General features: G+C 64.4%; 25 protein-coding genes and 1 pseudogene. 22 read left to right on the top strand and 4 right to left on the bottom strand.

The window, feature by feature from the left end:
* Nucleotides 1-2,412 (top strand): annotated as a pseudogene (locus tag THIMADRAFT_RS26965) (conjugal transfer protein TraG N-terminal domain-containing protein); the annotation flags it as partial.
* A 76-nt stretch (nt 2,413-2,488) separates the two neighbouring features.
* Entirely contained in the window at nt 2,489-2,806 is a 318-nt protein-coding gene (locus tag THIMADRAFT_RS02470; protein WP_007191372.1) for a hypothetical protein, read from the top strand.
* On the opposite strand, the gene THIMADRAFT_RS02465 is transcribed toward THIMADRAFT_RS02470, so the two are convergent.
* Nucleotides 2,807-3,247, bottom strand: a complete 441-nt coding sequence (locus THIMADRAFT_RS02465; RefSeq protein WP_007191371.1) for a YqaA family protein — start codon at nt 3,245-3,247, stop codon at nt 2,807-2,809.
* A gap of 467 nt (nt 3,248-3,714) precedes the next feature.
* On the opposite strand from THIMADRAFT_RS02465, the gene THIMADRAFT_RS02460 reads away from it, so the two are divergent.
* Both THIMADRAFT_RS02460 and THIMADRAFT_RS02455 read left to right on the top strand, forming a co-directional pair.
* Complete coding sequence (locus THIMADRAFT_RS02460) at nt 3,715-4,698, top strand: AAA family ATPase (protein ID WP_007191370.1); 984 nt, start codon at nt 3,715-3,717, stop codon at nt 4,696-4,698.
* 29 nt (nt 4,699-4,727) lie between these two features.
* Nucleotides 4,728-7,301 (top strand): S8 family peptidase, encoded by a 2,574-nt coding sequence (locus THIMADRAFT_RS02455; protein ID WP_007191369.1) that lies wholly within the window; start codon nt 4,728-4,730, stop codon nt 7,299-7,301.
* Between the two features lie 318 nt (nt 7,302-7,619).
* On the opposite strand, the gene recD2 is transcribed toward THIMADRAFT_RS02455, so the two are convergent.
* The 3 genes from recD2 to relB form a co-directional block, all read right to left on the bottom strand.
* A complete protein-coding gene (gene recD2 / locus THIMADRAFT_RS02450) occupies nt 7,620-9,809 on the bottom strand; it encodes an SF1B family DNA helicase RecD2 (RefSeq protein WP_007191368.1) in 2,190 nt (729 codons plus the stop codon).
* An 89-nt stretch (nt 9,810-9,898) separates the two neighbouring features.
* Nucleotides 9,899-10,171, bottom strand: coding sequence for a type II toxin-antitoxin system RelE family toxin (locus tag THIMADRAFT_RS02445; protein ID WP_007191367.1), 273 nt, complete (start codon nt 10,169-10,171; stop codon nt 9,899-9,901).
* Entirely contained in the window at nt 10,155-10,367 is a 213-nt protein-coding gene (gene relB, locus THIMADRAFT_RS02440) for a type II toxin-antitoxin system RelB family antitoxin (RefSeq protein WP_040729408.1), read from the bottom strand. The genes THIMADRAFT_RS02445 and relB overlap by 17 nt, the downstream gene beginning before the upstream one ends.
* A 264-nt stretch (nt 10,368-10,631) precedes the next feature.
* Here relB and THIMADRAFT_RS02435 point away from each other — a divergent pair, with 264 nt between their 5' ends.
* From THIMADRAFT_RS02435 to THIMADRAFT_RS02360, 18 genes are all read left to right on the top strand, one after another.
* Nucleotides 10,632-10,847: a hypothetical protein gene (locus tag THIMADRAFT_RS02435; protein WP_233490131.1), complete on the top strand. Its 216-nt coding sequence runs from the start codon at nt 10,632-10,634 to the stop codon at nt 10,845-10,847.
* 30 nt (nt 10,848-10,877) lie between these two features.
* The gene (locus THIMADRAFT_RS27685; RefSeq protein ID WP_007191364.1) at nt 10,878-11,132 is read left to right on the top strand and encodes a hypothetical protein; all 255 of its coding nucleotides are present in this window, start codon (nt 10,878-10,880) and stop codon (nt 11,130-11,132) included.
* A 21-nt stretch (nt 11,133-11,153) separates the two neighbouring features.
* Nucleotides 11,154-11,366 (top strand): GNAT family N-acetyltransferase, encoded by a 213-nt coding sequence (locus THIMADRAFT_RS27680; RefSeq protein WP_007191363.1) that lies wholly within the window; start codon nt 11,154-11,156, stop codon nt 11,364-11,366.
* A 1,300-nt stretch (nt 11,367-12,666) separates the two neighbouring features.
* Complete coding sequence (locus THIMADRAFT_RS02420) at nt 12,667-13,047, top strand: MarR family EPS-associated transcriptional regulator (protein WP_007191362.1); 381 nt, start codon at nt 12,667-12,669, stop codon at nt 13,045-13,047.
* Between the two features lie 143 nt (nt 13,048-13,190).
* Nucleotides 13,191-13,907 (top strand): hypothetical protein, encoded by a 717-nt coding sequence (locus tag THIMADRAFT_RS02415; RefSeq protein ID WP_007191361.1) that lies wholly within the window; start codon nt 13,191-13,193, stop codon nt 13,905-13,907.
* 681 nt (nt 13,908-14,588) lie between these two features.
* Entirely contained in the window at nt 14,589-15,617 is a 1,029-nt protein-coding gene (locus THIMADRAFT_RS02410; RefSeq protein ID WP_007191360.1) for an NAD-dependent epimerase/dehydratase family protein, read from the top strand.
* A 3-nt stretch (nt 15,618-15,620) separates the two neighbouring features.
* A complete protein-coding gene (locus THIMADRAFT_RS28485) occupies nt 15,621-15,860 on the top strand; it encodes a DUF29 family protein (protein ID WP_083829182.1) in 240 nt (79 codons plus the stop codon).
* 75 nt (nt 15,861-15,935) lie between these two features.
* Nucleotides 15,936-16,259, top strand: coding sequence for a nucleotidyltransferase domain-containing protein (locus THIMADRAFT_RS02405; RefSeq protein ID WP_007191359.1), 324 nt, complete (start codon nt 15,936-15,938; stop codon nt 16,257-16,259).
* Nucleotides 16,256-16,738, top strand: coding sequence for a hypothetical protein (locus THIMADRAFT_RS24360; protein ID WP_007191358.1), 483 nt, complete (start codon nt 16,256-16,258; stop codon nt 16,736-16,738). Before THIMADRAFT_RS02405 ends, THIMADRAFT_RS24360 begins: the two co-directional genes overlap by 4 nt.
* A 450-nt stretch (nt 16,739-17,188) precedes the next feature.
* Nucleotides 17,189-18,535 (top strand): Vi polysaccharide biosynthesis UDP-N-acetylglucosamine C-6 dehydrogenase TviB, encoded by a 1,347-nt coding sequence (gene tviB, locus THIMADRAFT_RS02395; RefSeq protein ID WP_040729241.1) that lies wholly within the window; start codon nt 17,189-17,191, stop codon nt 18,533-18,535.
* A gap of 69 nt (nt 18,536-18,604) precedes the next feature.
* Entirely contained in the window at nt 18,605-19,378 is a 774-nt protein-coding gene (gene rfbF, locus THIMADRAFT_RS02390; protein WP_007191356.1) for a glucose-1-phosphate cytidylyltransferase, read from the top strand.
* Nucleotides 19,339-20,451, top strand: coding sequence for a CDP-glucose 4,6-dehydratase (rfbG, locus tag THIMADRAFT_RS02385; RefSeq protein ID WP_233490129.1), 1,113 nt, complete (start codon nt 19,339-19,341; stop codon nt 20,449-20,451). The genes rfbF and rfbG overlap by 40 nt, the downstream gene beginning before the upstream one ends.
* Nucleotides 20,448-21,008, top strand: coding sequence for a dTDP-4-dehydrorhamnose 3,5-epimerase family protein (locus tag THIMADRAFT_RS02380; RefSeq protein WP_007191354.1), 561 nt, complete (start codon nt 20,448-20,450; stop codon nt 21,006-21,008). Before rfbG ends, THIMADRAFT_RS02380 begins: the two co-directional genes overlap by 4 nt.
* A complete protein-coding gene (locus THIMADRAFT_RS02375) occupies nt 21,005-22,375 on the top strand; it encodes an AAA family ATPase (RefSeq protein ID WP_007191353.1) in 1,371 nt (456 codons plus the stop codon). The genes THIMADRAFT_RS02380 and THIMADRAFT_RS02375 overlap by 4 nt, the downstream gene beginning before the upstream one ends.
* Nucleotides 22,365-22,943, top strand: a complete 579-nt coding sequence (locus THIMADRAFT_RS26405) for a hypothetical protein (RefSeq protein ID WP_007191352.1) — start codon at nt 22,365-22,367, stop codon at nt 22,941-22,943. Before THIMADRAFT_RS02375 ends, THIMADRAFT_RS26405 begins: the two co-directional genes overlap by 11 nt.
* 378 nt (nt 22,944-23,321) lie before the next feature.
* Nucleotides 23,322-24,371, top strand: a complete 1,050-nt coding sequence (locus THIMADRAFT_RS02370; RefSeq protein ID WP_007191351.1) for an AAA family ATPase — start codon at nt 23,322-23,324, stop codon at nt 24,369-24,371.
* Between the two features lie 2 nt (nt 24,372-24,373).
* On the top strand, nt 24,374-24,883 hold the full coding sequence (locus THIMADRAFT_RS02365) for a hypothetical protein (protein WP_007191350.1): 510 nt from the start codon (nt 24,374-24,376) through the stop codon (nt 24,881-24,883).
* A gap of 12 nt (nt 24,884-24,895) precedes the next feature.
* A complete protein-coding gene (locus tag THIMADRAFT_RS02360) occupies nt 24,896-26,122 on the top strand; it encodes a class I SAM-dependent methyltransferase (RefSeq protein ID WP_007191349.1) in 1,227 nt (408 codons plus the stop codon).
* Nucleotides 26,123-26,222 lie beyond the last annotated feature (100 nt).

The following is a 26,222-nucleotide window of genomic DNA, read 5'->3' as shown; positions in this document are numbered from 1 at the left end:
TTGGCGGGACGCCTGCAAGGCGGCGACCACGTCAACGAGAAGATCGCGAGCCCCGATGCGGTGAATCCCGCAGCCGCCTTGTCGATGGGGTCGCTCAAGACCCATGCCCCGCTCACCGGCACGACGACGCCGAACGCCAATTCCGTGCTCTGGTCGGCGGATGTCGGGCGCTCCATGCAGGACAGCGTGCGCTCCGGCGAGCAGGCCGTGCAGCAGGCCAGCTCCCGGTTCTCCTCCTCGCTGGCCGGCACCGCGAGTGCGTCGGCGTCGCGGTCCGGCGAGTCCTTTGCCTCACGGTCCATGAACTGGGACTACGGGGCGACAGGGAGTGCGACGGATCGGGCGATCATGAGCGAAGCGCAGGGGCTCACGGACAAGTATGAGCAGAGCGGGATGAGCACGCAGCAGATGGCGGGGATCCTCTCCGGAGCGATCGCAGCGAAGGGCCGCTCCGGCGGCGACGAGGGCAGCCTCGCGGGTGATCTCTCAAGCCAACTCCGAAGCCAGTACATCACCGACGTCAAACTCGCCGACACGATGGCTGCCGATATCGCGCGACGTGTTTCGGGCGATTCCGGTTTCGAGGCGCGTCTTGCCGAGTCGATCCGCGCCGACTCGCAATCCGGCAGCCGCAACGTCTTCGCGGAGCGGCTCTCCAGCGACGAAAGCGCGCGGTTGGAGAAGGACGCAGCCGATGTGGTCTCCTCCTCGCGTTCGCTGGAACGCGAGCAGTCCTTGGCGCGCCGCTACGGCGCCATGGGGACTTACGGGGCCGCCGAGATCGGCAATGCGATCGCGAACAACCCGGAGTTCATGGATCGGCTGCACCGGGAAATCGACCGACGCAATCTGACCGGGGATCACCAGCAACTGTCGGGCTCATGGGCTTACGCCCGCAACCTGAACCGCGACGCGGCGAGCGCGGCTGCCGGTGTCGCGTTGCTGATCGGGCACGCGGACGGAACGACCTTGCGGCGATTTACCCCCGCGGAGGCCCAAAGTGCGAAGGAGGCCGGATACGGCATTCTGGCGGATACGTTCGGAACACACGCGCCTTCAATCAACCCGCACGGCAACGATGATCTGCGCGAGTCCGCTCCGCGCTTCGGCGCCGTCCGAGGCGCGGTGGAGAACGGCGATTTGCGGGATCCTCGCGGCAACGTCGCAGGCCTGCGTGGCGACATCGAGGTGCACGGGCGTTCGGTCGAGACCCAGTATCGACCGAATGCCGTCGACAACTTCCATGCCGCCAACCGCGAGTCTGCAGCAGAGGGCCTTTCCGCCCGACAGGATCAGGTTCGCGAGCAGGTTCGCGAACGCATCGGGGCGGAGATCGACCGGCGTGCGATCTTGCCGCGCCCGGCAGCGCAGGCCGTGCACAACGAAGTCGGGGGCACGTTCGTGAAGATTGCGGACTCGGGGTCCTTGGCGCGCGCAGGGGCGAGTGCTGCCATTGGACAGACCGTTGCTGCCGCGAAGGCATTCGGCTCCACCCTGGCGAGCGGAGGCGATGTCTCCGCGGCGCTCGCCGCCGGACGGGAGGCCGCAGGAGGCGAGGTCGGCTGGACGCAGGCACGGGGCGCCATGATCGACGCCCGTCTGCAGCAGGTTGCCGAACATGGTCTGACGGATTCCCAGCAGACCCTGTTCCGGGAAGCCACGAATTCCGTGTTTGCCTTCGCGCCGAGCGCTGCGCAACAGGCGGCCCGTCAAGCGGTCATCGACGAGGCCGGAGGTGGCGCGAGGGGGCAACATGTGGCCGACCTCATCGAACGCTCGGCGGTATCGCAGGACGATAGCCATCTCCGCCTGATCGGCAACTACAATACGCAAGGGCTGGGCTCAAAAAAAAAGACTGATGGATTAAGTGGCGCTTCCCGGCCAAGCGGAACCCCGATCACGGAACCCAGCGTGACGCCGGGACCTCGCGGCGAGGTGCTGGATCTTCTGGCCCAACCCGAATCACGCGGCAACTACAACGCGTGGTTCGGCAAGGTCGACCAGAGCGCGATCGACCTGACCCGGATGACGGTTTCCGAGGTACGGGCGCTCCAGAGTCGACTCTTGGAGAGCGGAAACGGAGGTTCGGCGATCGGTCGCTATCAGATCATTCCGAGCACGTTCGACCGGTTGATCGATCGGCTGGGGTTGACGGGCGAGGAACTGTTCAGCCGTCAACTCCAGGATCGGATGGCCTTGCGACTCGCAAACGATGCCGGCATGAACAGTTGGATGCGCGGCGGGATCAGCGATCATGACTTCGCCCACAACTTGTCCCGCATCTGGGCCGGGCTACCCAAGGATGCGTCGAACGAGAGCTTCTATCAGGGAGACGGTGTCAACAAAGCCCACATCGATTACGGTGTCGTGATCGCGACGCTCGGTGAGATTCGCGAGCGATCGGGGTCCTGAAGTGTCGCCTCGTCCCGGGCGAACGGTGAGGGCTACCCGCCGGAAACATGGCGCGGCAGAGTATTGGAGGTTGGTCATGAACAGCAATGAGCGTTGGGCGCGAGCATTCGGATCCGTACCATCGAGGGTGTGGTGGATCATCTGCACGCCCGTTATTTTTGCTCTCTTGTTTCTCGTCGACAGGCATTTAGGAGTGACGTCGTTGTTCGTCGGGATGGTCGTCTTGGGGTTGACCTTTCCTCGGGAAAAAAGCAAGAGACAGACGATCAAGCGAAGCAACGACTTCTGGATCAATCCTTCTACCGGAATGATGATGGATTCGGCCGGCGGCGTGGATTCGTCGGGTTATTTGTTCGGCGAAGACACCTCGGTGGATTCCCCCGATCAGTCTTGATCAAGACGGCCATCCCAGCACGAGTGCACTCAAGACAAGATAGCGTCCGCCCTTGGCGAGCGTGACCAAGCCGAGGAAGCGCCAGAGGGGCTCGCGCAGGACACCGGCGATCAGGGTAAGGGGGTCGCCGACGACGGGGACCCAGCTCAGCAGCAACGACCAATGGCCGGTGCGTCGATAGAACCCTCGGGCCTGCGCCAGCCGATGCGCGCTGACCGGAAACCAGCGTCGACGACGGTACCGCTCAAGGCCGCGTCCGAGGGCCCAGTTGATCACCGCGCCGAGGACATTGCCGACGGTCGCCACCGTCAGCAGCGCCCAGACCGCATGGGCATCGGCGAGCAGGAGCCCGACCAGCACGGCCTCGGACTGCAACGGCAGCAGGGTCGCGGAACCGAGCGCGGCGAGAAAAAGACCGAGGAAACCGGGGAGTCCCGCCATCAGTGAAGTACGGGCGCTTTTGCGGCGTACTCGTGTCGCTCGGCGGAGGCATCGCGATCAGCGATCATCGGGGTGAGGCATATCGTGGATCTGTTCCTCCGGTCAGGACGCCGACGCGTGCTGATCATGGCGCCGAGTCACGGCTTCTCAGCCTGAATCTCCGCACATGGGCTGACATGGACTTTCCCGGTGGATGCGACAGCTATCCCGACACCGGTGGTTACTGGTGATCTGGCCATACTAAGCAGGACGACTCACCGAGTCTCCCGCGGGGAAGCCGATCTCGGTGATCTACCTCACCCGTATCCCCGAGCGCCGAACCAGCCGCGGCAACTCGCCTCGTGGCTCGGCACAACCCGGAACGAACGTGACCGGCGGTCGTCTCTATGGGATAGTGCGAAGCGATTTTGTGTTCCATCCGAGAACGGGACGCGACCGGGCATGTCGCCCGAGCCACGAGGACCGAAATGGCGAAGGCCGAGCAAATCAAAGCGCTGATCCGTTGCCACGCCGAGGGCGACGACACCCGCTTCTACGCCGTCGCGATTCAGGTCGCGGCGCAGGCGGCGCGCTCCGGTCAGGGCAACTTCGCCCAAGAACTGCGCGACTTGGTCGACAAGGCCAAAACGCAGTCGAAGGTGGCACTGGCCCGATCGCCGCGCCCGGTCCCACTCGCCCAGCCACGTGGCGAGCTCGCCGGGCTCCTCAACGTCGGCTACCCCAAGACGCGGCTCACCGACATGGCGCTGAGCGAGACCCTGGCGGAGCGCCTGGAACGCGTGATTCGAGAGCAGCGTCAGCGAGAGCGGCTGCGGTCGCACGGTTTCTCGCCGCTGCGCAGGCTCCTGCTTATCGGCCCACCCGGGACAGGGAAGACCATGACGGCCTCGGCGCTCGCCGGCGAGCTGGGTCTCCCGCTGTTCACGATTCAGCTCGATGGGCTGATCACCAAATTCATGGGCGAAACCGCGGCGAAGCTGCGCATCGTCTTCGAGGCGATTGCGGAGACGCGCGGCGTGTACTTCTTCGACGAGTTCGACGCGCTCGGGAGTGAACGAGGGACCGGCAACGATGTCGGCGAGATCCGGCGGGTGCTCAACTCCTTCCTCCAGTTCCTTGAGCTGGACGACTCGGACAGCCTGGTCATCGGAGCCACGAACCACGTTGGGCTCCTCGACGAAGCGCTTTTTCGCCGCTTTGATGCCGTATTGGACTACGAGCTTCCAACACCGGCAATCGCAGCCGAGGTCATGATGGCTCGGCTCGCGCTGCTGGAGACCACGGCGCTTGATTGGGATGCGGCAACGTCGAGTGCCGAGGGGCTAAGTCACGCAGAGCTGACGCGCGCCTGTGAGCAGGCGGCGAAGGACGCGTTGCTGAACGACACAACGGTGCTCGAGACGGGTGGTCTGGTCGCAGCACTGAATGAGCGACGAATGATGCGTCGATAGGCCATTGAAACTGAGCAGGGAGCATATCGATGTCCTCCGAGCGCGACCGACCACATATCCATGTCCCAGACGAGCCGTGGCGGGCACGAGAAGCCTACACCCCGCATGGTCGCGGTGGGCCGCCCAAGGAGCCCGGCGCACCGGCCACGGGTCGCCCGGCGCACGGCAAGTCACTCGAAGACGCCATCAACGCGGCTCACGCGAAAGCAAAGCAGCGCCGCGAAGCGGCTTCGATCGGCATCGCAGATGCAACCCCGGGGATGTACCTTGAGTTTGAGTCGTTTCCGGGCTGGGATCTTGCCTTGGAGAGCATGGAAAAGCGACGAGCCAACGACGCCCGGCGGCACATCGAGCTCGTCGCGGTCACCGCACATGTCGAGGGAGAGGGAGACGCGGCGATCCGCACGCAACGTGCAGCGGTTTTTGTCCCCGACGGTGAGGTTGGGCACTTCCTCAAGCAGCTTGAGAAATACGCCGACACGAGGCCGAAGAAACCTCGCGAGCGCAGACATGAGAACGTCTACGATCGGGTGGCAAGCGTGCGGCTCGCGGCCCTGCGCGCGCTCTGGACGGATGTCGTTGATGCCTATCCAGGGAACGACGATGAAACGATCTGGTGGGAAGTCTGGCTGCGGTGGACCGACGGCCAAGAGTTCGAGCGGCTGAACGAGTACTGCGCCCGGGTAGAGGCCAAGATCTCTCCCCGACGCATTGAATTCGATGATCGCATTGTGACGCTGATCTACGCCTCTGCGAAGACGCTCTCCGCGTCGCTCGACGTCATGGGTGACATCGCCGAGCTGCAGCGCGCGAAAGAGACCGCAACGTTCTTCGTCGAGGAGGGGCCAGCGGATCAAGCTGCGTGGACCTTGGCTCTCGCTCAGCGGACATCCCCAGCCGGCGCGGACTCGCCCTTCGTGTGTTTGCTCGATACTGGTGTGAACGCAGGCCACCCGCTCCTCGAGAGTTCTCTCGACCCGGAAGATTGCCACGCTTGCGACCCCAGCTGGGGCGTCAATGATGATGGTGGCGGTCCAGGCATGGAAGGACACGGTACCGAGATGGCCGGGCTCGCGCTCTACGGAGACCTCGTCGAGCACCTCGCTGGCAATGCTGGCGTGAACCTTCGCCATCGGCTCGAGTCGGTGAAGATCCTGCCCCCGGCTGGGCAAAACGACCCGGATCTTTACGGTGCGGTGACGGCTGAGGCGACAAATCGCCCCGAGATCCAGGACCCAATAAGACGGCGCGTGTTCTCGATGGCCATCACGACGAAGGATGGACGTGATCGGGGGCAACCCACGTCCTGGTCTGCAGCGATGGATGCGCTGGCGGCCGGGCGCAGCTTGGATCCCAGCGGCAGAGGGTTGAAGTACCTTGATGAGGACGAGGACGCACACCGCCGTCTGTTCGTCGTGAGCGCTGGCAACATCGAGGGTCCAGCGCTTGTGCGCGACCACATCTCGCGCAGCGACGTCGAGCCCGTGCACGACCCGGCGCAGGCGTGGAACGTACTGACGGTCGGGGCGTTCACCGAAAAGGTCGTCGTCTCCGATCCCGACTGGAACGGTTGGTCGCCCGTGGCGCAACGAGGTGACCTGTCGCCCTGGAGCACCACGTCCGTGGTCTTCCAACCGCCCTGGCCAATCAAGCCTGAGGTGGTGTTCGAGGGCGGCAACGTCGTGCGTGACGACGCGGACAACATTGATTTCCCGTGTGACGACCTCTCCCTGCTCACGACTCACTACAAGCCGGCAGACAAGACGCTTGTGTCGACCTGGGCGACGAGTCCGGCCACCGCTCAAGCGGCGCGCTTCTGCGCGATGGTTTCGGCGGAGTACCCCGAGTTTTGGCCCGAGACAATCCGCGCACTCGTAGTGCATTCCGCCGAGTGGACCGACGCGATGCGAGGCCACCTCGCGCAGGCCGGCGGCAAGACGGCGCGGGCGCAGCTCGTCCGTCGCTACGGCTTCGGCGTCCCGAATCTCGAACGGGCGCTCCGGAGTGCGTCGAGCGCAGTCACGCTGGTCGCACAGGACGTGATCCGTCCCTTCGACGACGGCAAAATGCGGGAGATCCACTTCCACGATTTTCCCTGGCCACGCGAAGCGCTGGCCGCGCTCGCCGACGCGGCGATTCGTGTCCGCGTAACATTGTCCTACTTTATCGAGCCGAACCCGGGCCGACGCGGCTGGCAGACCAAGCACCGCTACCAGTCTCACGGCCTCTGCTTCGAAGTGAAGGGTCCTACGGAGTCGCTTGACGAGTTTCGCAAGCGCCTGAACCAGCGCGCCCTGGACGAGGAGGAGAATCGTCCATTGTCGGGAACCGACAACGACGGCTGGTACCTCGGACCGCGTGCGCGAAACCGCGGCTCGGTTCATTCGGACATCCTCGCGGGCTTTGCCGCCGACATCGCCGAGCGCGGCACCATCGCGGTCTACCCTGTGACGGGCTGGTGGAAAGAGCTCAAGAAGCGCGACCGCAGCAAGCACGGAGCTCGCTACGCACTCGTCGTATCCATCGAGACAGACGAGGTCGACGCAGACATCTGGACGCCGATCGCGAACCAATTGGGCGTGCCGGTCGCCGTCGAAATATAGCCTGCTCGACCCAATCGATGCTCATCTATTGGACCATGTCATGCTTGACGCCAGGCGACAAGTATCCACTCTCCGTTGGACTGCTGCCATGGAAATACAAAGGAGAGCCGTCGCTTCCGAGGCGTTTGCGTCCGCCCATTCTCAGAAATACCTCTGTCCAGAATCTGCGTCGAGCAGTCGCTGACCAGACTGGTACCGAGCGTCGGCTGGCGGCCGGATGCCGAAGCCGCGTGATCATGGATCGAATCGTCACGCACGGATCGCGCAATCGATCCGAGCCCCATCGCTGGCCGCGTACCCCCACTTCGGTCAACCACCTCACCCCTCCACCAACCGCTCCCGCAACCGCGTCAACCGCCCGGCCCCGCTCTGCTTCACTGCCGTGGCGAGCGCCTTGGGCTGGGCGATCAGCACCACCAGCCGCTTGCCGCGAGTCACGGCGGTGTAGAGCAGGTTGCGCTGCAGCAGGGTGTAATGCTGGGTCGCCAGCGGGATGACCACGGCCGGGTACTCCGAGCCTTGGGCCTTGTGCACGCTGGTGGCGTAGGCGAGCGCGAGGGCGTCGAGCTCGCCGGTCTCGTAGGCGACGGGGCGCCCGTCGAAGTCGATGGTCAGGATCCCTTCGTCGAGATCGATCGTGCGGATCCGTCCGATGTCGCCGTTGAAGACCTCCTTGTCGTAGTCGTTCACCAGTTGGATGACCTTGTCGCCCGGGGCGTAGGTCCAGCCGAAGCGTTCGATGCGCGGCTGGGCCTCCGGGTTCAGCGCCGCCTGCAGGGTGACGTTGAGCGCCCGCGCCCCGAGCACGCCGCGGTTCATCGGGGTCAGCACCTGGATGTCGCGCACCGGATCCAGGCCGAAGCGTGCCGGGATGCGCTCGGTCACCACCCGCAGGAGTCGCTCGTGAATCGCCTCCGGGGTGTCGACCCGGATCAGATGAAAGTCGCTGTCCGGACCGTCCGGGGCCGCCGCCTCGGGCAGGTGACCGGCATTGATGCGATGGGCGTTGACGATGATCCGCGAGGCGGCGGCTTGGCGGAAGATCTCGGTCAGGCGCAGGGTCGGCAGGGTGCCGGAGGCGATCAGGTCGGCGAGCACCGCGCCGGGTCCGACCGAGGGGAGCTGATCGACATCCCCGACCAGGAGCAGCGCGGCGGCACTCGGCACGGCGCGCAGCAACTGGTTCATCAGCACGATGTCGACCATGGAGGTCTCGTCGACCACCACCAGATCGGCCTCCAGCGGATGCTCGGCATCGCGCTTGAAGCCAATCACCTGCGGATCGAATTCGAGCAGCCGGTGGATGGTCTTGGCCTCCCGGCCGGTCGACTCGGAGAGCCGCTTGGCGGCACGCCCGGTCGGGGCGCACAGGAGAACCTCCACGCCCTTGGCCGCGAGGATCCGCAGCAGGCTGTTGACCACCGTGGTCTTGCCCACGCCCGGACCGCCCGTGATGATGACGACCTTGGCCTCGAGCACCGTCGCGACCGCGGCGCGCTGGGAGGCCGAGAGCACCTGCCCGGTGCGCGTCTCGACCCACGGCAGGGCCTTCTCGGCATCGATCGGACCCCAGGGCGGCGGATCCTGCGCGAGCCGGCGCAGATGACCGGCGACCCCGCGCTCGGCGCGCTGCAGCGGTGCAAGAAACAGGGCAGGGCGCTCGGCGATCGTCTCGGCGACCAGGCGCTCCTCGGCCAGCTCGCTGTCGATCGCCGCCGCGATGATCGGGGCGGGGATCTCCAGCAGACGCGCGGCCTGCGCGCTCAGCGCATCCCGCCAGGCCGCACAGTGGCCTTCGGTCGAGAGCTCCTGAAGCACATGCCGCACCCCCGCCTGCGCCCGGATCGGCGCATCGCGCGCGATGCCGAGGTGCTCGGCGATCGCATCGGCGGTCTTGAAGCCGATGCCCCAGATGTCGAGCGCCAGGCGATAGGGGTTTTCGCGGACCTTCTCGACCGCGGCGTCCCCGTAGGTCTTGTAGATGCGCACCGCGCGTGCCGTGCCGACCCCGTGGGACTGCAGAAACACCATGATCTCGCGGATCACCTTCTGCTCGGCCCAGGCCGAGGTCACCCGCTGTTGGCGCTTGGGACCGATCCCCGGCAGTGCGAGCAAGCGCTCCGGGGTCTCCTCGATGACGGTGAAGACGTCCTCGCCGAAGGCCGCAACCAGGGTGCGGGCGAAGTGCGGTCCGATGCCCTTGACCATGCCCGAGCCGAGATAGCGCTCGATCCCCTCCAGGCTGCACGGCGGGACGACCCGCAGGTTCGTCGCCTTGTACTGCAACCCGTGCTGGCGGTCGTTGACCCAATGCCCCTCGGCCTCGAGATGTTCGCCGGGGGAGACGCTGGCGGCGGAGCCGATCAGGGTGACCAGGTCCCGCTGACCGCGCACCTGCACCCGAAGCACGCAGAAGCCGCTTTCGGGGCTGTGGTAGGTGACGCGCTCGACGGTGCCGCTGAGCGGCTCGGTCGGGGCGGGCGAGGCAGGCGGTGAGGTGGGATTCATCGCCGGATTGTAGACCCGGCGAAAGCTGTCCAGGGCAGGGATCGGCAGCGCAGTTGTTGCGGCGCACTCAAGGAAAATGCCGGAGGTTTCTACGGTTTGCGATAGATTTGGCGCCGATGTCCTATGGTCACCACGAGAACGATCAGCTCGTTGTCGCGGAGCTCGCACAGGATCCGATAGTCCCCGACGCGATAGCGCCAAAGTCCCTTCTTTTCTCCGACGAGCGGCTTTCCGCGACTGCGGGGATCGTCAAGTGCTGCAATCTCGTCTTCGAGATAATCGAGGATGGTTGACTGCCAATGCCTGTCCAGCTTAGCCAGTTGACGCTTGGCCGTATCGACGAGCTCAACGGTCCAGGCCAAGCTCGCGCCTCACATCCGCCAAGCTCGTGCGCGGCTCGTCTCGCTCCAGGGCGGCGAGGGCCAGCAGGTAGTCGGCCCGGTCTTCCAGGTACGCGGCCAGGGCCTCCTTCACGTAGAAGCTCTTGCTGCGTCCGGTCGCGGCGGCAAGCTGCTCAAGCTCCTTTTCCATTTCCGGGTCGAGTCTTACGGCGAGCATCGTGGTCGGCTCTTCGGTGACATGTCTGACAATATAACAGCGGTCCTCCATAAAAGTTCATGGTCGATACAGTGAGGCTCGCGTTCAGCGACATCAGGAGTCCACGATGCTCCTCACCCACACCCATCATGTCGTCCGCGCTGTGCCAGACTTTCCTACAGTTCTGTAGAAAAAAATGTGAGCCAGCGAAAAGTGACCCAGATTCCCGCCAATATTTCCTCCGAAACCCGAGACCGTCTTGAGCGCTATGTCCGAGCGCGGGGCTTGAAGAAGGGATTCGTGATCGAACAGGCGCTCTTGCATCACTTGCAAGCCATCACGGAACTCCCCGAGGATGTACTCATCCCGCCGCGACTCATCATCACCGGCGACTCGGGACAGCGGGTTCTGGAGCGGTTGGACGCCAAGGAACAACCGAATCAGGCCATGCAGACGCTGTTCGATGAACCCCTGGAACCCGTGCCGGGCGACCCGGCATGAGTCTTCGGATCCGTCGCTTGGAGCCAGCCGATGATCGCCGCCGGTTTACCAGCGGAAACCTGGATCTCAATCGTTCTTTCAGCGTTTCGCGGGACAGAATCAGTTTCATCATCATCTTGGCGTGACTACATCGCTGCGGAGGCGGATGCCATCCCGGGCTTTGTCGCGGTCGCGCCGTCTGAAATCGAGATCGACGCCTTCCCCGTCGATCGCCGCCGTCAACTCCCGCGTTATCCCTTGACCGTGCTCCGGGTGGCGCGACTCGCAGTCGCTGAACAGGCGTAAGGCGGCGGGATCCGCAACACATTGCTGCGATTCGCCTTGGCGCTCGCCCGTCGGACCGCCGACGAGATTGGCTGTGTCGGCGTGGTGGTGGACGCCAAACCGGATGCCACGGCCTTCTATCAGCGCTATGGCTTTGAGCCGCTCGCGCTTATCGAGGACGCGTTGCTTCATCGGCCAGACCCCATCCCGATGTTCCTCCCCCTCTCGGCGATTCCCCGCGCGGCCGACCGCTGACGGGCTTCCGCCCGACGCGCCTCGACCGCCTTTCCGGAATTGACGTCGCCGATCGGGCGACCCAGCGGCTAACCAGAGACCGGGACGGTCGACGTGTGCGGCTCGGCGGTCTGCTCCTACGCCTCTTCAGCCCCGACGACTCGGCCGCCCGCTGCTGCTTCTGTCGTCCCTCCACCACCACCTCTATCGTACGCAGACGGCGCAGCGCCTTCTTCCACGACTCGAACCGCCCTCGGCCCCGCGCCCTCCGCCGTGGCGCCCCTCGTTTGGCCAAAAGGGAACATTTCTGCTTTGCACGAAGGGACTTGACGACTTTGGGCTCACACACAGCGCTCGATCCTTGTTGTCGCGGAATCTCTGATATAGGATGCGCCAGCCTTCCGGTCGCTGGAAGACAACGCAATTTCGCCATGCTTCTGTTTTTAATGCCTATTCATGACAGGGTAGGGCGGTAGCGTGCCTGAAGGCGACGTTTGCAGGTCGCCCGGATAGGCTTTCAACGCCGGACTGAGCGGCCGAAAAGGCACCTGGTCTACCCGAAGCTCCACCTGTTGTTGCTCTTGCACCGTCCCGCGTGTCGAGCCTCTCCGCAACACGCCGGAACGTCTGCCCCCATGACCGCGAATCCAGACCACGCGCGCCGTGCGAGACGTGCTGCGCCTTGATCTCCTTGGCAACCACGAAGCCGCTGCGCCGGGACATCAACAGGGCAGTGCTCGATCCTTGTTGTCGCGGAATCTCTGATATAGGATGCCCCTGCCTTCCGGTAGACGCCGAAAGACAATGCAATTTCGCCATGCTTCTGTTTTTGATGCCTATTCATGACAGGGTAGGGCGCTAGCGTGCCTGAAGACGACGTTTGTAGGTCGCACGGGTAGGCTTTCAACGCCGGATTGGGCGGCCGAAAAAGGCACCTGGTCTAACCCCGAGCTCCGCGTGTTGTTGCTCTTGCACGCCCCTGAGTGTCGAGCCTCTCCGCAACGCGCCGTAGAGACTGCCTCCCATGACCAATACTTCAGGCCACGCGCGCCGTGTGATACGCGCTGCGCGGCACGGCGGCGTGTCGACCTTGCAAGTCAGAACCACCAAGCGATGCTGATCGGGTAGGGTGACCGTTCGAACCCATGCATCAACGCCCGCCCATAATCCGAACTCCGTTCATCCCAGCCGACCCGTCGAGCGTCTCTCCCGCACCTCCCCTCGGCTGAACGCTTGCTGCCTCCAACGATCCGGGCACGCGGGGTCACACGACGCCTTGCCTGACGCGTCCGGGACACACGGAAGACCTCGCAAACGACGCATGAAAACAGGAACCCTATCCGACGATCTCGTTCTGAACGCCATCCGGCTCCTGCTAGACAACCCCGAGGCGCAACAGCGCACGCTCGCCAAGGCGCTCGGGATCAGCCTCGGCAATGTGAACAATTGCCTACGGAGCCTGAGCGACCGGGGATGGATCCAGATGCAGGTCATCCCCGACAGAACAGGGCACCGCCGCTACTGCTATCCCCTGACCCCTTTGGGACTAGAGGAGAAAGCGAAGCTCACTGCCCGCGTGCTCGAGATCAAGGAAGCGGAGTATGTCGCGTTGGAGGCAGAGATCGAGCGCCTGCGCGCCGAGGTGCTGCAGCAGGGCGAGCAACGCGCACCTTCTCGGTTGGTTGCAGAAAACCGCGAATGACCGGCTCGATCCCGCGCCCGATCGGCAAGAGCGGCTGCAGACCCAGCATGGCCCCCGGCGCTTCGAGCCGCTCAAGCGCAGTCAACCGGGAAACGCGGACTCCCTTAACCCGACGCGCCGCCCGAGACCAATCGGACCCGAGCATGCCCACCAGCGGCTGGTACGAATACTACGTCGTCGACCCGGACACACGGGCGCGCTCCTTGGCGCTAGCCGTTTACAAGCCGTGCGATGCCTTTCCCGAGCATGCCGTCCATGAGTGCGCACTGCTCCGTGATCAGATCGCGCGCAACAAGGGGCGACTGCCTGTCGAATGGCTCGACGATCTGCTGCGCGAGCAGCTCGGGACGCTCTACGGATTGCTCCCGCACGGGTTCTCGGTTGCGGCCTTTTTGTTCCTCATCCTGCGGGCCCAAGAGGACGCCCCGGTCGTCGACGACGGCCCGGAAGGGGAGCGGTTTCGTGCCACGGCCCCGGAGGAGCCGCTTCGACGTGCCGTCGCAGAGGCGATGGACGCGCATGGATTCCAGCCACGCCGGCACGTCGATCCGATCCTCGACCAAGTGCTCTTCTACGTCGCGACCGGGCGGTTCGTGCGACCCTGGAGCCACTTCGCCCGGACTTGGTCCGTGCTGAAGTGGCTCCAATACCTCACCCAACGGACACGTCGCAACGAGATGGGCTTGACGGCCGGCCGGGTCAAATCGCCCCGGCATGTGAGCCTGGTCGCCCGCTTCTTCATCCACTGCGATCCCGTGGACCCGTTCAGCATCAACCGATTGTCGATCAAGCTGTGCGATCCCGACCCGAGCAGCCTGCTCGACGATCCAGAAGACACCCATTCCGGCTACCGGGACTAAAACGATTCCCGAAAAAGCATCAATCGACACGTACGGGCGACAAGGGGCGACGTAGGGGCGACTTCAGTCGCCCCAACAACCATCCCCATCACGACCCAAGCCGCAAACCGCAAACAAAACAAGAAACTACCCGAAATAGCCACAACCGGTCATCAAGACGCGCTTGTCCCTCCCGGACCCAGTTGCTAGGATCAGCCGCGATTCAGGTGAGAACGTACCGTAGATTGGCAACCCCACGGCCATGCCCAGAAACGACAGGGTAGGGCGGTAGCGTGCCTGAGCCGCATTCCGTACTTCCCTTGGATCGTGGCAGCGCGCCCGGCCAATTCACTCCGGCTACGTCAATAATCCGGCGCTTCGGACAAGCCCGCCAGCGGCCCGACCCCGCCGGTACCCCCCCACCTGGAGGGGAGCTCGCTCCCGCGCTCCGCGTCGGAGTGTCGCCGGGACGCTCCGCGTCCCTGCCACCAAGTCGATCCGCCCCACGGCGGCGCGACCCGCGCCGGCGCGGGCGCCCGGCCACACCGCCCCGCGACGCAGAGCGTCGGATCTACACTCCCACGCGGAGAGCGTGGGAGCGGGTTGCCAAATACCTGACCCCAAGCAGCGCCGGCAGCACATCGCGGTGCAACCCCGCACCCTACCCGGAATGCCAACAGCCAACCCCCGGCTCGGAACCTCATGACTCGTTTCGACAGCGTCCAACGCGCCCTCCGCGAGAGCCCACGCACCTGGCTTATCACCGGCGTGGCCGGTTTCATCGGCTCGAACCTGCTGGAGACGCTCCTCGAGCTCGACCAAACCGTCATCGGCCTCGACAACTTCGCCACCGGCCATCGGCACAACCTCGACGAGGTCCAAACCCTGGTCGCCCCCGCCCAATGGGACCGGTTCCGCTTCATCGAAGGCGACATCCGCAACCTCGCCGAGTGCCGCCACGCCTGCGCCGGCGTCGATCTCGTGCTGCACCAAGCCGCTCTCGGTTCGGTACCGCGCTCGCTCGAAGACCCGATCACGACGAACGCCACCAACATCGACGGCTTTCTCAACATGCTCGTCGCCGCCCGCGATGCCGGCGCCAAGCGCATCGTCTACGCCGCCAGCAGCTCCACCTACGGCGACCACCCCGGCCTGCCCAAGCAGGAAGCCGTCATCGGCAACCCCTTGTCGCCCTACGCCGTCACCAAAGTCGTCAACGAGCTGTACGCCGACGTCTTCGCGCGCGCCTATGGTCTGGACAGCATCGGACTGCGTTATTTCAACGTCTTCGGCCGACGCCAAGACCCGAACGGCGCCTATGCCGCGGTCATCCCCAAATGGATCGCCGCGCTCATCGCCGGCCAGGACGTCTTCATCAACGGCGACGGCGAGACCAGCCGCGACTTCTGTTACATCGACAACGCCGTGCAAGCCAACCTCCTGGCCGCCACCGCGACCGACCCGCAAGCCGCCAACCAGGTCTACAACGTCGCCGTCGGCGAGCGCACCACGCTCAACGACCTCTACACCCAGATTCACCGCCACCTGCTGCCGCGCTACCCGCACCTGCAGGGCGCTCAACCCAGGTACCGCGACTTCCGCCCCGGCGACGTCCGCCACAGCCTAGCCGACATCGCCAAGGCCGCCACGCGCTTGGGATACGCACCCACCCATCGCCTCGACGAGGGCCTACAGATCGCCCTTCCCTGGTACAGCCAGCACAGCGCCTAGGCCATTGACTTCTCGCTCCCACGCTCCGCTTGGGCGTGTAGCTCCGACGCTCCGCGTCACGAGCCTAACAGCCCAAGCCTAAAGCCCCGACTGATCAGCGATCTGGAGGACAGCGTCATCAGCGCCAGATTGCTGGCGGCAGGCGAAACCGGTCTGCCGGAGCACGCGTCCCCCTCCAGTTGCCCCTACACTCTGGAACAACTGATCGATGAGCACTTTTTGCCCCAATCCACGACGGCCTGACATCGCGGCGACGGTGCTGCCAATCCGCGACGCCGCTTGCGTCGCGTCGGCGCGTGGCTTGCCGGGAGGTCTTGCATGCGCCTGAACCCGACAGAAATCGCCGCGATCGAGCGGGCAGCCCGCGAGACCTTCGCCCCTCGCTCGACGGTCCGCCTGTTCGGATCGCGCCTGGACGACAGCCGGCGCGGCGGGGATATCGATCTGCTGGTCGAACCGTCCGCCCCGCTCTCGCCGCAAGAACTGGTCGAGCAGCGTCACCGCTTCATCGCCCGGCTCTATCGCCTGCTGGGCGAGCGACGCATCGACGTCCTCATCGCCCCTGCCGGCGTGCCGGACGACCGGCCGATCATCCGTGTCGCTCGCCGCGACAGTCGAGTGCTGACCAGAGTCCCGGGATGACCGACCACAACCCGCTCGCCACAGCTCTTTGGGAAGCCGGTCGACACCTCGCTACCCTGGAGTCCGCCTTGCAGGATTGGCACGCCGCGCCCCCCGCCAACCTGCTGGAGTTGGAGACGGACCCCGAGACCTTGAGGATTCTCGATCAACTGCTGTTCCGCTTCAGCAAGCTGCAGGATGCCCTGGGTTCGCGCCTGGTGCCGGCAACCCTTGCCGCGCTGTCGGAGCCCTTCGAAGACTGGCCCATGATCGATCGCCTGAACCGGCTCGAAAAACTGGGCTTCATCGATGTCGACAACTGGCTGGGCTGGCGCGAGATCCGCAACCGTCTCGCCCATGAATATCCCGAGCAACCGGAAACGCGTTTTGCCGCAATCGAGTCCGCCATTGCAGCGGCGGCTGATCTGGCGGCGGCCTATCGCGCGTGGCGCGCCAAGTTAAAGCCATCGCCATGCAGCGACAAGTCGTCTGATGAATAAGGCGATTTCCGGGAATGCATCGACCAACATGTAGGGGCGACTTTAGTCGCCCGGTAAGCATTGGCAACACGCACGGCCGGGATGATCATTCCCGGAAATCGCCTAGGCGATTTCCGGGAATCAGCATCCCAACTGAGCAGGCCAGAGAGACGGCCAGCCCCGAAGACCTCGCCGCGCACGCCACCGTCATTCGCTCCCACGCTCCGAGATTGTGAAAGAATTCGCCGTAGGCCGGGGTGAGGAACGAACCCCAGCATCTGCGGTTTTGCAACCGTTTGAAATGCTGGGGTTCGCAAGCTCACCCCAGCCTACGCCATGCTGTCTTTCGGCCCAACGCAGGAATACTTGCACAGTCTCTCCGCGTGGGAGTGTAGCCCCAACGCTCTGCGTCGCGAGCCCGAAGCCCAGGCGTCCGAACCCCGAACCCCGAACCCACAGACCCGACCGCAAATGGCCCAACCCCTCGCCCATCTCACCGACCCCGACACCCCCATCGCCATCGTCGGCCTGGGCTACGTCGGTCTGCCGCTCGCCGTAGAGTTCGCCAAGCACCGGGCCGTGATCGGTTTCGACATCAACCAAGGCCGCATCGCCGAGCTCGAGGCCGGTCGCGACAGCACCCGCGAGACCAGCCCCGAAGACCTCGCCGCCGCCCGACACCTGACCTATACCGACGACCTCGACACCCTGCGCCCCTGCCGCATCTTCATCGTCACCGTGCCCACCCCGGTCGACGACTACAAGCGGCCCGATCTGACGCCCCTGATCAAAGCCTCCGAGACCGTCGGCAAGGTGCTGAAACCCGGCGACCTGGTCATCTACGAATCCACCGTCTACCCCGGCTGCACCGAGGAAGACTGCGTCCCCGTCCTGGAGCGCTGCTCCGGCTTGAAGTACTTCGCGTCCGCGCCCCCGCAAGGCGCCACTCACCACTCACCACTCACCACTCACCACTTCTTCCTCGGCTACTCCCCCGAGCGCATCAACCCCGGCGACCGCGAGCACCGCCTGACCACCATCAAAAAGGTCACCAGCGGCTCCACCCCCGCGATCGCCGCCATCGTCGATGCCCTCTACACCGAGATCATCACCGCCGGCACCCACCCGGCCAGCAGCATCCGCGTCGCCGAGGCCGCCAAGGTCATCGAGAACACCCAGCGCGATCTCAACATCGCCCTCATGAACGAGCTGGCCCTGATCTTCGACAAGCTCGGCATCGACACCCTCGAGGTGCTCGAAGCCGCCGGGAGCAAATGGAACTTCCTCCCCTTCCGCCCCGGCCTGGTCGGCGGACACTGCATCGGCGTGGACCCCTACTACCTGACCCACAAGGCCGTCGCCATCGGCTACCACCCCGAGGTCATCCTCGCCGGACGACGCATCAACGACCGCATGGGCGCCCATGTTGCCGAGGCCGTGGTCAAGCGCATGCTCCAAAGCGGCATCGGCGTGTGCAACAGCCGCATCCTGGTGCTCGGCCTCGCCTTCAAGGAAAACTGCCCGGACGTGCGCAACACCCGCGTCATCGACATCATCCACGCCCTGCGCGAGTACAACATCGCCGTGGACTGCTACGACCCCTGGATCGACCGAGCCGAGGCCAAGCATGAATACGGCCTCGACTGTCTCGCCGAGCCCCCGGCCGACGGCACCTACGACGCCGTCATCCTCGCCGTCGCCCACCGCGACTTCGTCGCGGCGGGCGCCACCGGGATCCGCCGCTGGGCCAAACCCAAGGCGATCCTCTACGACGTGAAATCCGTCCTGCCGGCAGAACAAGTCGACGACCGGCTTTAGGCTCGACTCCAGCCTCACGTATCCACACACGCCTGCCCCAGATCGCTGCGCAATCGACAAACCTAAACTATGAAAGCAGTCATCCTCGCCGGTGGTCTCGGAACCCGCATCTCCGAAGAAACCCACCTCAAGCCCAAGCCCATGATCGAGATCGGCGGCAAGCCGATCCTCTGGCACATCATGAAACTCTATTCCGCCCATGGCGTGAACGAGTTCGTGATCTGCTGCGGCTATAAGGGTTACTTGATCAAGGAATACTTCGCCAATTACTTCCTGCACATGTCGGATGTCACCTTCGACATGGCCACCAATCAGATGGAGGTTCACCAGCACAAGGCCGAGCCTTGGCGTGTCACCCTGGTGGATACCGGCGAAGACACCATGACCGGCGGGCGCCTCAAGCGGGTGACCGATTACGTCAAGCAGGATCGAGCCTTCTGTTTCACCTACGGCGACGGTGTGAGCGATGTCGACATCCGTGCACTGATCGCCTTCCATGAAGCGAACGATCGATGGGCCACGGTCACGGCGGTCCGGCCGCCCGGGCGCTACGGGGCGATCGAGCGCAACGGCCATTGCGTTACCGGCTTTGCCGAGAAGCCGCGCGGCGACGGGGGCCTGATCAACGGCGGCTTTTTCGTGCTCTCGCCCAAGTGCCTGGATCTCATCGAAGGCGACGAAACCTCCTGGGAAGGCCGCCCCTTGGTCGAACTCGCCGAGATGGGCCAGATGATGGCCTTCGAGCACCAAGGCTTCTGGCAGCCCATGGACACCCTGCGCGACAAGAACCAGCTCGAAGAGCTTTGGGACACCGGCAAGGCACCCTGGAAGATCTGGTCGTGACGCCGCTCAACCCCGACCCGGCCTTCTGGCGCGACAAGCGCGTCCTGCTCACGGGTCATACCGGCTTCAAGGGCGCCTGGCTCGCCCTTTGGCTCAGTCGGCTCGGTGCGCGGGTCACCGGCGTTGCACTCTCGCCGGTCACCACGCCGAGCCTGTTCGATCTCGCCGACATCGGGTCCCTGGTCGACAGCCACACCATCGACATCCGCGACGCGACCGCGCTCGGCCACTGCGTCAACACCGCCGACCCCGAGATCGTCTTCCATCTCGCCGCCCAGGCTCTGGTGCGCGCCAGCTATCGCGATCCGCTCGGCACCTTCTCGACCAATGTGCAGGGCACCGCCAACCTGCTCGACGCATTACGCCCCTTGAGCCAGGTTCGCGTGGTCGTCGCCATCACCACCGACAAGGTCTATCGCAACCTGGAGCACGCCTTCCCGTACCGCGAGACCGATGCACTCGGCGGCCACGACCCCTACAGCGCCAGTAAGGCCGCTGCCGAGCTGGTCATCGCCAGCTATCGCGATGCCTTCCTTGCAGAGCAGTGCGTGGCCATCGCCTCGGCGCGCGCCGGCAACGTGATCGGCGGCGGCGATTGGTCCGAAGACCGCCTGATCCCGGACGCCATCCGGGCCTGGAGTACCGATCAACCTCTGATCATTCGCCGCCCGCAGTCCACGCGCCCCTGGCAACATGTGCTCGAGCCCCTTGCCGCCTATCTGCGACTCGCCGAGCAGCTCTGGCAGCAGCCCACGCTGGCGGGTGCCTACAACTTCGGTCCGCAAACGCACGAGGCCGCGACGGTGCGCGAGGTCATCGAGCTGGCACAATCCGCTTACGGCTGCGGCGCAGTCCACTGGGGCGACGGGACCGAAGGCCCGCACGAAGCCGGTTGGCTCGCCCTCGAGATCGCCAAGTCACGGACGCTGCTCGGCGTCGACCCACGCTGGAGCCTGGCCCAATCCGTCGAGCACACCCTGAGTTGGTATCGCCGCCAAGCGCAAGGCGAGTCCGCGCGTGAACTCTGCGATGCCGACATCACCGCCTTCACGGCCGAATCGGCGAGTGCATGAGCCGCTTCACCCTCATCGAGACACCGCTGTCCGGGCTCACCCTGCTGCAACGCCACCCCATCGGCGACCAGCGCGGCTACCTGGAGCGGCTCTTCTGCCGCGAGGAACTTGCCGCGATCATCGGCGAGCGGGAGATCATCCAGATCAACCACACCCTGACCGCGACGGCCGGCACCATCCGCGGCATGCACTTTCAGCGCGCACCCCACGCCGAGATGAAGCTCGTCACCTGCCTAACGGGCGAAGTCTTCGATGTCGCCGTCGATCTGCGCCGAGACTCACCGACATTCCTGCACTGGCATGCCGAACACCTCGGTGCCGACAACCACCGGACCCTGGTCATCCCGGAAGGCTTCGCCCACGGTTTCCAGACCCTCACCGACGACTGCGAGCTGATTTACCTGCACACCGCGGCCTATCAGCCGGAGGCGGAAGCCGGCCTCAACGCCCTCGACCCGCGACTTGCAATCCCCTGGCCGGCGCCGGTAGGCGACAGGTCGGCGCGTGATCGCGATCATCCGTTGCTGGATCACACCTTCACGGCGTTCGAGGCATGAAGCAGCGTTGGACGCTTCAGTTCGAGCACGTAGGGCGCATGCGCGAAGGCGCGGTCCGTATTGCACCCCTGATGCTCTTCACCGGCGACAACAACGCGGGCAAGAGCTACGTCATGGCCCTGCTTTGGGGGGTCATTGCACTGGGGCGCGAGCTCTTCCCCGAGTCTCCGCCGGAGAACGAGAGCTATCAGCGATGCGAGGACTGGCTACGCGCCTGCATCGGCAACGAGACCAAAGTCGGCGACGACGAAGCTCGTCCTCTTGTGGCCTGGTTCGGCGATGTCCTCAACCATCGCCGCAAGACGCTCTGCGATGCGGTGTTCGGGGAGGGGCGGATTCAACCCAAAACCCTTCGCCTGCGCGACTATTGTCGCGAGAAGCCGCTCATGCTGCGCTGGAACGACAGCCCCATGGAGACGGCGCGTTACTCACGCGGCGCGGACTATGTGCGTTTTCCGTTGCCTGGCGTCAAACCCAGCCGTGCCGATCTCTACCGCATGATCCGTTATCTCACCTGGAACCTGGTGATGGGTGATCTCAGCGCACCCCTGTTCCAGATGATGTCCCCGCTCAATCCGATCCCTCGCGGCGAGATCCTCTACTTGCCTGCCGCGCGCACTGGATTTGTGTTGATGCGCAAGCAGCTCGCATCCATCGCCTTAAGTGGCAGTTTCGGCCACCTTGAGGAGGCAACATTGCCGCTGAGCCTCCCCACCCGCAGGTTCGTCCAGCGTCTGGTAGGCCTCACGCATAACGAGCAGGGTAAATACGCGGCGATTGCGGACCAACTCGAACGCGACATCATCCGCGGCAGTCTTCGTCCGGATGCCGCGCCTCTGCCGGACTACCAGTATCGGCCCAGCGGGACCGCTACGACGGCCATCCCCCTGTGGTTGACATCTTCGCTCGTGACGGAGCTGGCGCCGCTCTTGATGTTTCTGCGGAGTCGAGACGACTTCCGATCGCTGATCATCGAAGAGCCGGAGGCGCACCTTCATCTGGAGATGCAAGGGCGACTGGCGCGCGCGCTGGTCCGCTTGGTCAACTCAGGATTGCCGGTCTGGCTAACAACACACGGCGACAGCCTGTTTCAACAGTTCAGCAATCTGGTCAAGGCATCGGCACTCGGCCACAACCAGTTGTCCGCCCTCGGGATGGAGGAGCAGGAAACCTTGAAGCCCACCGAGGTGACAGCCTGGCATTTCAAGGTCCAGCCATCCGGTGATGGCCGTGACGGAACGCGGATTTCGCCGCTTGAAGTCTCGGCGAGCGGTATCGCTGCCACGGCCTTCAACGACAGCCTGGTGCGGTTGACCAAGGAAACCATCTCTCTCAACAGCCACCAAGGATTGGGTGATGAAACTTGAGCGTTTTCAGCGCGAAGCCTTTGCCGAAGGGCGCAGCTTGACTGTCATCGAGACGGAGGAAACAGGAACGGCCGCACTGGTATTGTCGTTGCCTTCCGAGTCAATTCTGTTCTGTTACAAAGCGAACACGAGGTTCGTGTTTAGAAATCAGAAAAGAGCAGACGGCATCCTTCTGCAGCCAACCGATTCAGGCTGGCAAGCCTTACTCGTTGAACTCAAGCGAACCGTTCGCCCAAAAAGCTGGCGCACCATCAAGTTGCAATGGATCGGAGCTTGGCATCATGCACTCGCGTTGGCGGGTGTGCTGGAGGTGAACCTCACCCCGAAGGTCGAACTGATGGTTGGCTATCATCGTGCCGTCATGGGTCATGCGACGACCGACCCGATCCTTCTAAAAATGACGATCGATCCAGTAGTGGCCGAGGATCAGCACGACGCCCTTGTTGCCTATGAAGAATGGGAAACAGGTCAAGCACTTCTGGACGACCTGGGTTGTCTGCCGTTTATCAAGGTTGCGCTCGATGCCGCCGGCCATGGCCATTGGAGTCCGGAGCGGGCTAGCTCATGATCGTGCACGCCCAATTCACGAGGAGACTCGTCCCCCAACGGGCCTACGCCGGTATGCACCAACCGACGCTCGCTCCCACGCTCCGCGTAGGAGTGTAGCCGGGACGCTCCGCGTCCCTGCCACCAGGTCGATGCGCATCCCCGGCGCCGGACCCCGCGCCCGCGAAACGACCGCTGCCCCGCGACGCAGAGCGTCGGGCCGACACTCCCACGCGGAGCGTGGGAGCAAGTTGGGGGCGCGTGGGAGCGAGTTGGTGGCGGCGCGAAGAGGCTAGATGGGGCGTGCACGTCGGTCCGAGATTAACAAGCCTGGCGATTCCGATCTGGGCTCAGTTACGATCAATGCCCGTAAGCACCGCGCCCTGACCACATCACCGGCATGATCAAACAACTCGACATCAGCAACCTGACCGTGTTTGTCGAGGCCAAGCTCAGATTCGGTCGACACCTCAACGTGATCGTCGGAGAGAACGGTTCCGGCAAGACCCATCTGCTCAAGCTGGCCTACGCCATCGCTGCGGTCAGTGCCGAAGAGGGGCGCAAGCCGCATGGCACCGCGCCGACCAAAGCGCTGCTTCAAACCCGCTATGCCGAGAAGTTGATCAATGTCTTTCGGCCCGAGGCGTTGGGCCGACTGGCGCGCCGCCGACGTGGTCGAGAACGTTGCGATATCAGGCTGAGTTTCGATGACCCTCGGCTCGACACGGCTTTCGGCTTTGCTTCCAACAGCAAGACCGAGGTCAGCATCGACACCTTGCCGACCGCCTGGCTCGAGTCGGCCCCGGTGTACCTGCCGACACGCGAGCTGCTCACCATCTATCCAAACTTCGTGTCGGTCTACGAGGGGCATTACCTGGAGCTGGAAGAGACCTGGCGCGACACCGCCGTACTGCTCGGGGCGCCGACACAACGTGGTCCGCGTGAAAAGCAGGTCCGAGAACTGCTCACGCCTCTGGAAGCCGCCATGGGCGGCGCGATCGAGCTCGAGAAGAACGGTCGTTTCTACCTGCGCAACGCAACCGGTCGCATGGAAATGCCCCTGGTCGCCGAGGGATTACGCAAGCTCGGCATGCTCGCACGTCTGATCGCCACCGGGGCATTGCTGAATAAGGGCTACCTCTTTTGGGACGAGCCCGAGGCCAATCTAAATCCGCGACTGATCAAAGACGTCGCCCGCAGCATGCTCGACATCGCGGGTTCCGGCATCCAGGTCTTTTTCGCAACCCACAGCCTTTTTCTCTTGCGAGAGATCGAGATCCTGCTCGGCTCCAGGGCTGGTCCCAAATTGGACGCCCGTTTTTTTGGGCTGCACCTGTCCTCGGATGGCGTCGCGGTCGAGCAAGGTCGCAGCCCCGATGACATCGGCGACATTGCAGCGCTCGACGAGGAGCTGGCGCAGAGCGACCGATTCTTGGCCGAGGACCTGTGAGGATGCAGCGTCTGGAGATCGATGGACTCACGTTCGATTTTCCGGACGGCTGGCGTGTCGGGCGTTACGATAATTGGCGCTTCTACCGCAATCACTTCGGCAAAATGTGGCACGGCATCAAGGCGCTCGATGCCCTTGCGGTCGAAACGGAATCCAGCCGGACCGCTTGGCTGATCGAGGTCAAGGACTACCGCTCACATGATCGCACCAAGCCAAGCGCACTCTCCGAGGAGGTCGCCAGGAAACTGTTCGACACCCTATCGGCCATCTTGCCGGCCAAGCTCAACGCCGCCGAGCCGGATGAGAAGCGGCTCGCGCAAGCCGTCTGCGGGGCACGCCGCCTGCGGGTGATCCTGCACCTCGAGCAGCCGACCAAGCGCTCGCGCCTGCGGCCACACGCGATCAACCCCGCCGACGTTCAGCAACAACTCCGGCGCCTCATCAAACCCATCGATGCGCATCCGCGCGTCGTCAGCCGCCAGACAGCCGGTCTGCCGTGGCAGGTCTTCTGACCGAGAAAGCCCATGAACTGTCGCCACTGCCAATCCCCCCTCACCCTGCCGTTCGTCGACCTCGGCAGCGCGCCGCCGTCCAACGCCTATCTGACGGAAGAGGCCCTGCGTGCTCCGGAGATCTGGTATCCGCTGCGCGTGTTGGTCTGCGAACACTGTTGGCTGGTGCAGACAGAGGATTTTGCGCACGCCGACGCGCTCTTCGATGCCGATTACGCCTACTTCAGCAGCTTTTCCAGCACCTGGCTCGCCCACGCCGAGCGCTATGTCGCCGCCATGGTCGAGCGCTTCGGCCTGACCGACGCGAGCCATGTCGTCGAGATCGCCGCCAACGACGGCTATCTGCTGCAGTACGTCCAGGCCCGCGGCATCCCCTGCACCGGCATCGAGCCCACCACCGGCACCGCCGATGCCGCCCGCGCCAAGGGCATCGCCATCGTCGAGGACTTCTTCGGTGTTCGCCTGGCCGAGACCCTGGTTGCACAAGGCCGCCAGGCCGATCTCACCGCCGCGAACAACGTCCTCGCCCATGTGCCGGACATCAACGATTTCGTCGGCGGCTTCGCCCGACTGCTGAAGCCCCGAGGTGTGGCGACCTTCGAGTTTCCCCATCTGCTGCGCCTGATCGACGAAACCCAGTTCGACACCATCTACCACGAGCACTTCTCCTACCTCTCGCTCATGGCGGTGGAACGGATCTTCCAGGCGAACGGGCTGCGCGTCTTCGATGTCGACGAGCTTCCGACCCACGGCGGCAGCCTGCGCGTCTTTGCCCAGCGCACCGACACCGGCCAACATCCGCGAGACCCCCGCGTCGATGCCATCCTACGGCGCGAACAAGCCGCGCGACTCGACTGCCCCGAGGGGTACGCGGGCTTTCAGGCCAAGACCGACCAGGTCAAGAATCGCTTCCTGGCCTACCTGATCGACGCCAAGCAGCAGGGCCGAACCCTCGCCGCGTATGGTGCGGCGGCCAAAGGCAACACCCTGCTCAACTACGCCGGCGTGCGCCCCGACCTTCTGCCTTACGTCGTCGACCGTAACCCGGCGAAGCAGGGCAAATATCTGCCGGGCAGCCGCATCCCGATCGTCGGGGAAGAGCGTCTGCGGCAGACGAAGCCCGACGCCATCATCGTGCTCCCCTGGAACTTAAGCACCGAGGTCAAGGCGCAACTGGCTTATGCGCGGGACTGGGGTGCACGCTTCGTCACCGGGATCCCGGATCTGATCATCGACTAAGGTGATTTCCGGGAAACGATCGACCAACCTGTAGGGGCGACTTTAGTCGCCCGGTAAGCATTGGCAACACGCACGGCCGGGATGATCATCTGCCGGCTGC

It is taken from the genome of Thiocapsa marina 5811 (assembly GCF_000223985.1).
Classification (GTDB): Bacteria; Pseudomonadota; Gammaproteobacteria; order Chromatiales; family Chromatiaceae; genus Thiocapsa; species Thiocapsa marina.
This window is presented reverse-complemented; position numbering and strand designations above follow the sequence as displayed.

Bases quoted from the DNA above. Each gene is read 5' to 3' on its own strand.
- THIMADRAFT_RS02470 (WP_007191372.1), top strand. From the start codon at position 2,489: ATGAACAGCAATGAGCGTTGGGCGCGAGCATTCGGATCCGTACCATCG.
- THIMADRAFT_RS02465 (WP_007191371.1), bottom strand. From the start codon at position 3,247: ATGGCGGGACTCCCCGGTTTCCTCGGTCTTTTTCTCGCCGCGCTCGGT.
- THIMADRAFT_RS02460 (WP_007191370.1), top strand. From the start codon at position 3,715: ATGGCGAAGGCCGAGCAAATCAAAGCGCTGATCCGTTGCCACGCCGAG.
- THIMADRAFT_RS02455 (WP_007191369.1), top strand. From the start codon at position 4,728: ATGTCCTCCGAGCGCGACCGACCACATATCCATGTCCCAGACGAGCCG.
- recD2 (WP_007191368.1), bottom strand. From the start codon at position 9,809: ATGAATCCCACCTCACCGCCTGCCTCGCCCGCCCCGACCGAGCCGCTC.
- relB (WP_040729408.1), bottom strand. From the start codon at position 10,367: ATGCTCGCCGTAAGACTCGACCCGGAAATGGAAAAGGAGCTTGAGCAG.
- THIMADRAFT_RS27685 (WP_007191364.1), top strand. From the start codon at position 10,878: ATGATCGCCGCCGGTTTACCAGCGGAAACCTGGATCTCAATCGTTCTT.
- THIMADRAFT_RS02420 (WP_007191362.1), top strand. From the start codon at position 12,667: ATGAAAACAGGAACCCTATCCGACGATCTCGTTCTGAACGCCATCCGG.
- THIMADRAFT_RS02415 (WP_007191361.1), top strand. From the start codon at position 13,191: ATGCCCACCAGCGGCTGGTACGAATACTACGTCGTCGACCCGGACACA.
- THIMADRAFT_RS02410 (WP_007191360.1), top strand. From the start codon at position 14,589: ATGACTCGTTTCGACAGCGTCCAACGCGCCCTCCGCGAGAGCCCACGC.
- THIMADRAFT_RS02405 (WP_007191359.1), top strand. From the start codon at position 15,936: ATGCGCCTGAACCCGACAGAAATCGCCGCGATCGAGCGGGCAGCCCGC.
- THIMADRAFT_RS24360 (WP_007191358.1), top strand. From the start codon at position 16,256: ATGACCGACCACAACCCGCTCGCCACAGCTCTTTGGGAAGCCGGTCGA.
- tviB (WP_040729241.1), top strand. From the start codon at position 17,189: ATGGCCCAACCCCTCGCCCATCTCACCGACCCCGACACCCCCATCGCC.
- rfbF (WP_007191356.1), top strand. From the start codon at position 18,605: ATGAAAGCAGTCATCCTCGCCGGTGGTCTCGGAACCCGCATCTCCGAA.
- THIMADRAFT_RS02380 (WP_007191354.1), top strand. From the start codon at position 20,448: ATGAGCCGCTTCACCCTCATCGAGACACCGCTGTCCGGGCTCACCCTG.
- THIMADRAFT_RS02375 (WP_007191353.1), top strand. From the start codon at position 21,005: ATGAAGCAGCGTTGGACGCTTCAGTTCGAGCACGTAGGGCGCATGCGC.
- THIMADRAFT_RS26405 (WP_007191352.1), top strand. From the start codon at position 22,365: ATGAAACTTGAGCGTTTTCAGCGCGAAGCCTTTGCCGAAGGGCGCAGC.
- THIMADRAFT_RS02370 (WP_007191351.1), top strand. From the start codon at position 23,322: ATGATCAAACAACTCGACATCAGCAACCTGACCGTGTTTGTCGAGGCC.
- THIMADRAFT_RS02365 (WP_007191350.1), top strand. From the start codon at position 24,374: ATGCAGCGTCTGGAGATCGATGGACTCACGTTCGATTTTCCGGACGGC.
- THIMADRAFT_RS02360 (WP_007191349.1), top strand. From the start codon at position 24,896: ATGAACTGTCGCCACTGCCAATCCCCCCTCACCCTGCCGTTCGTCGAC.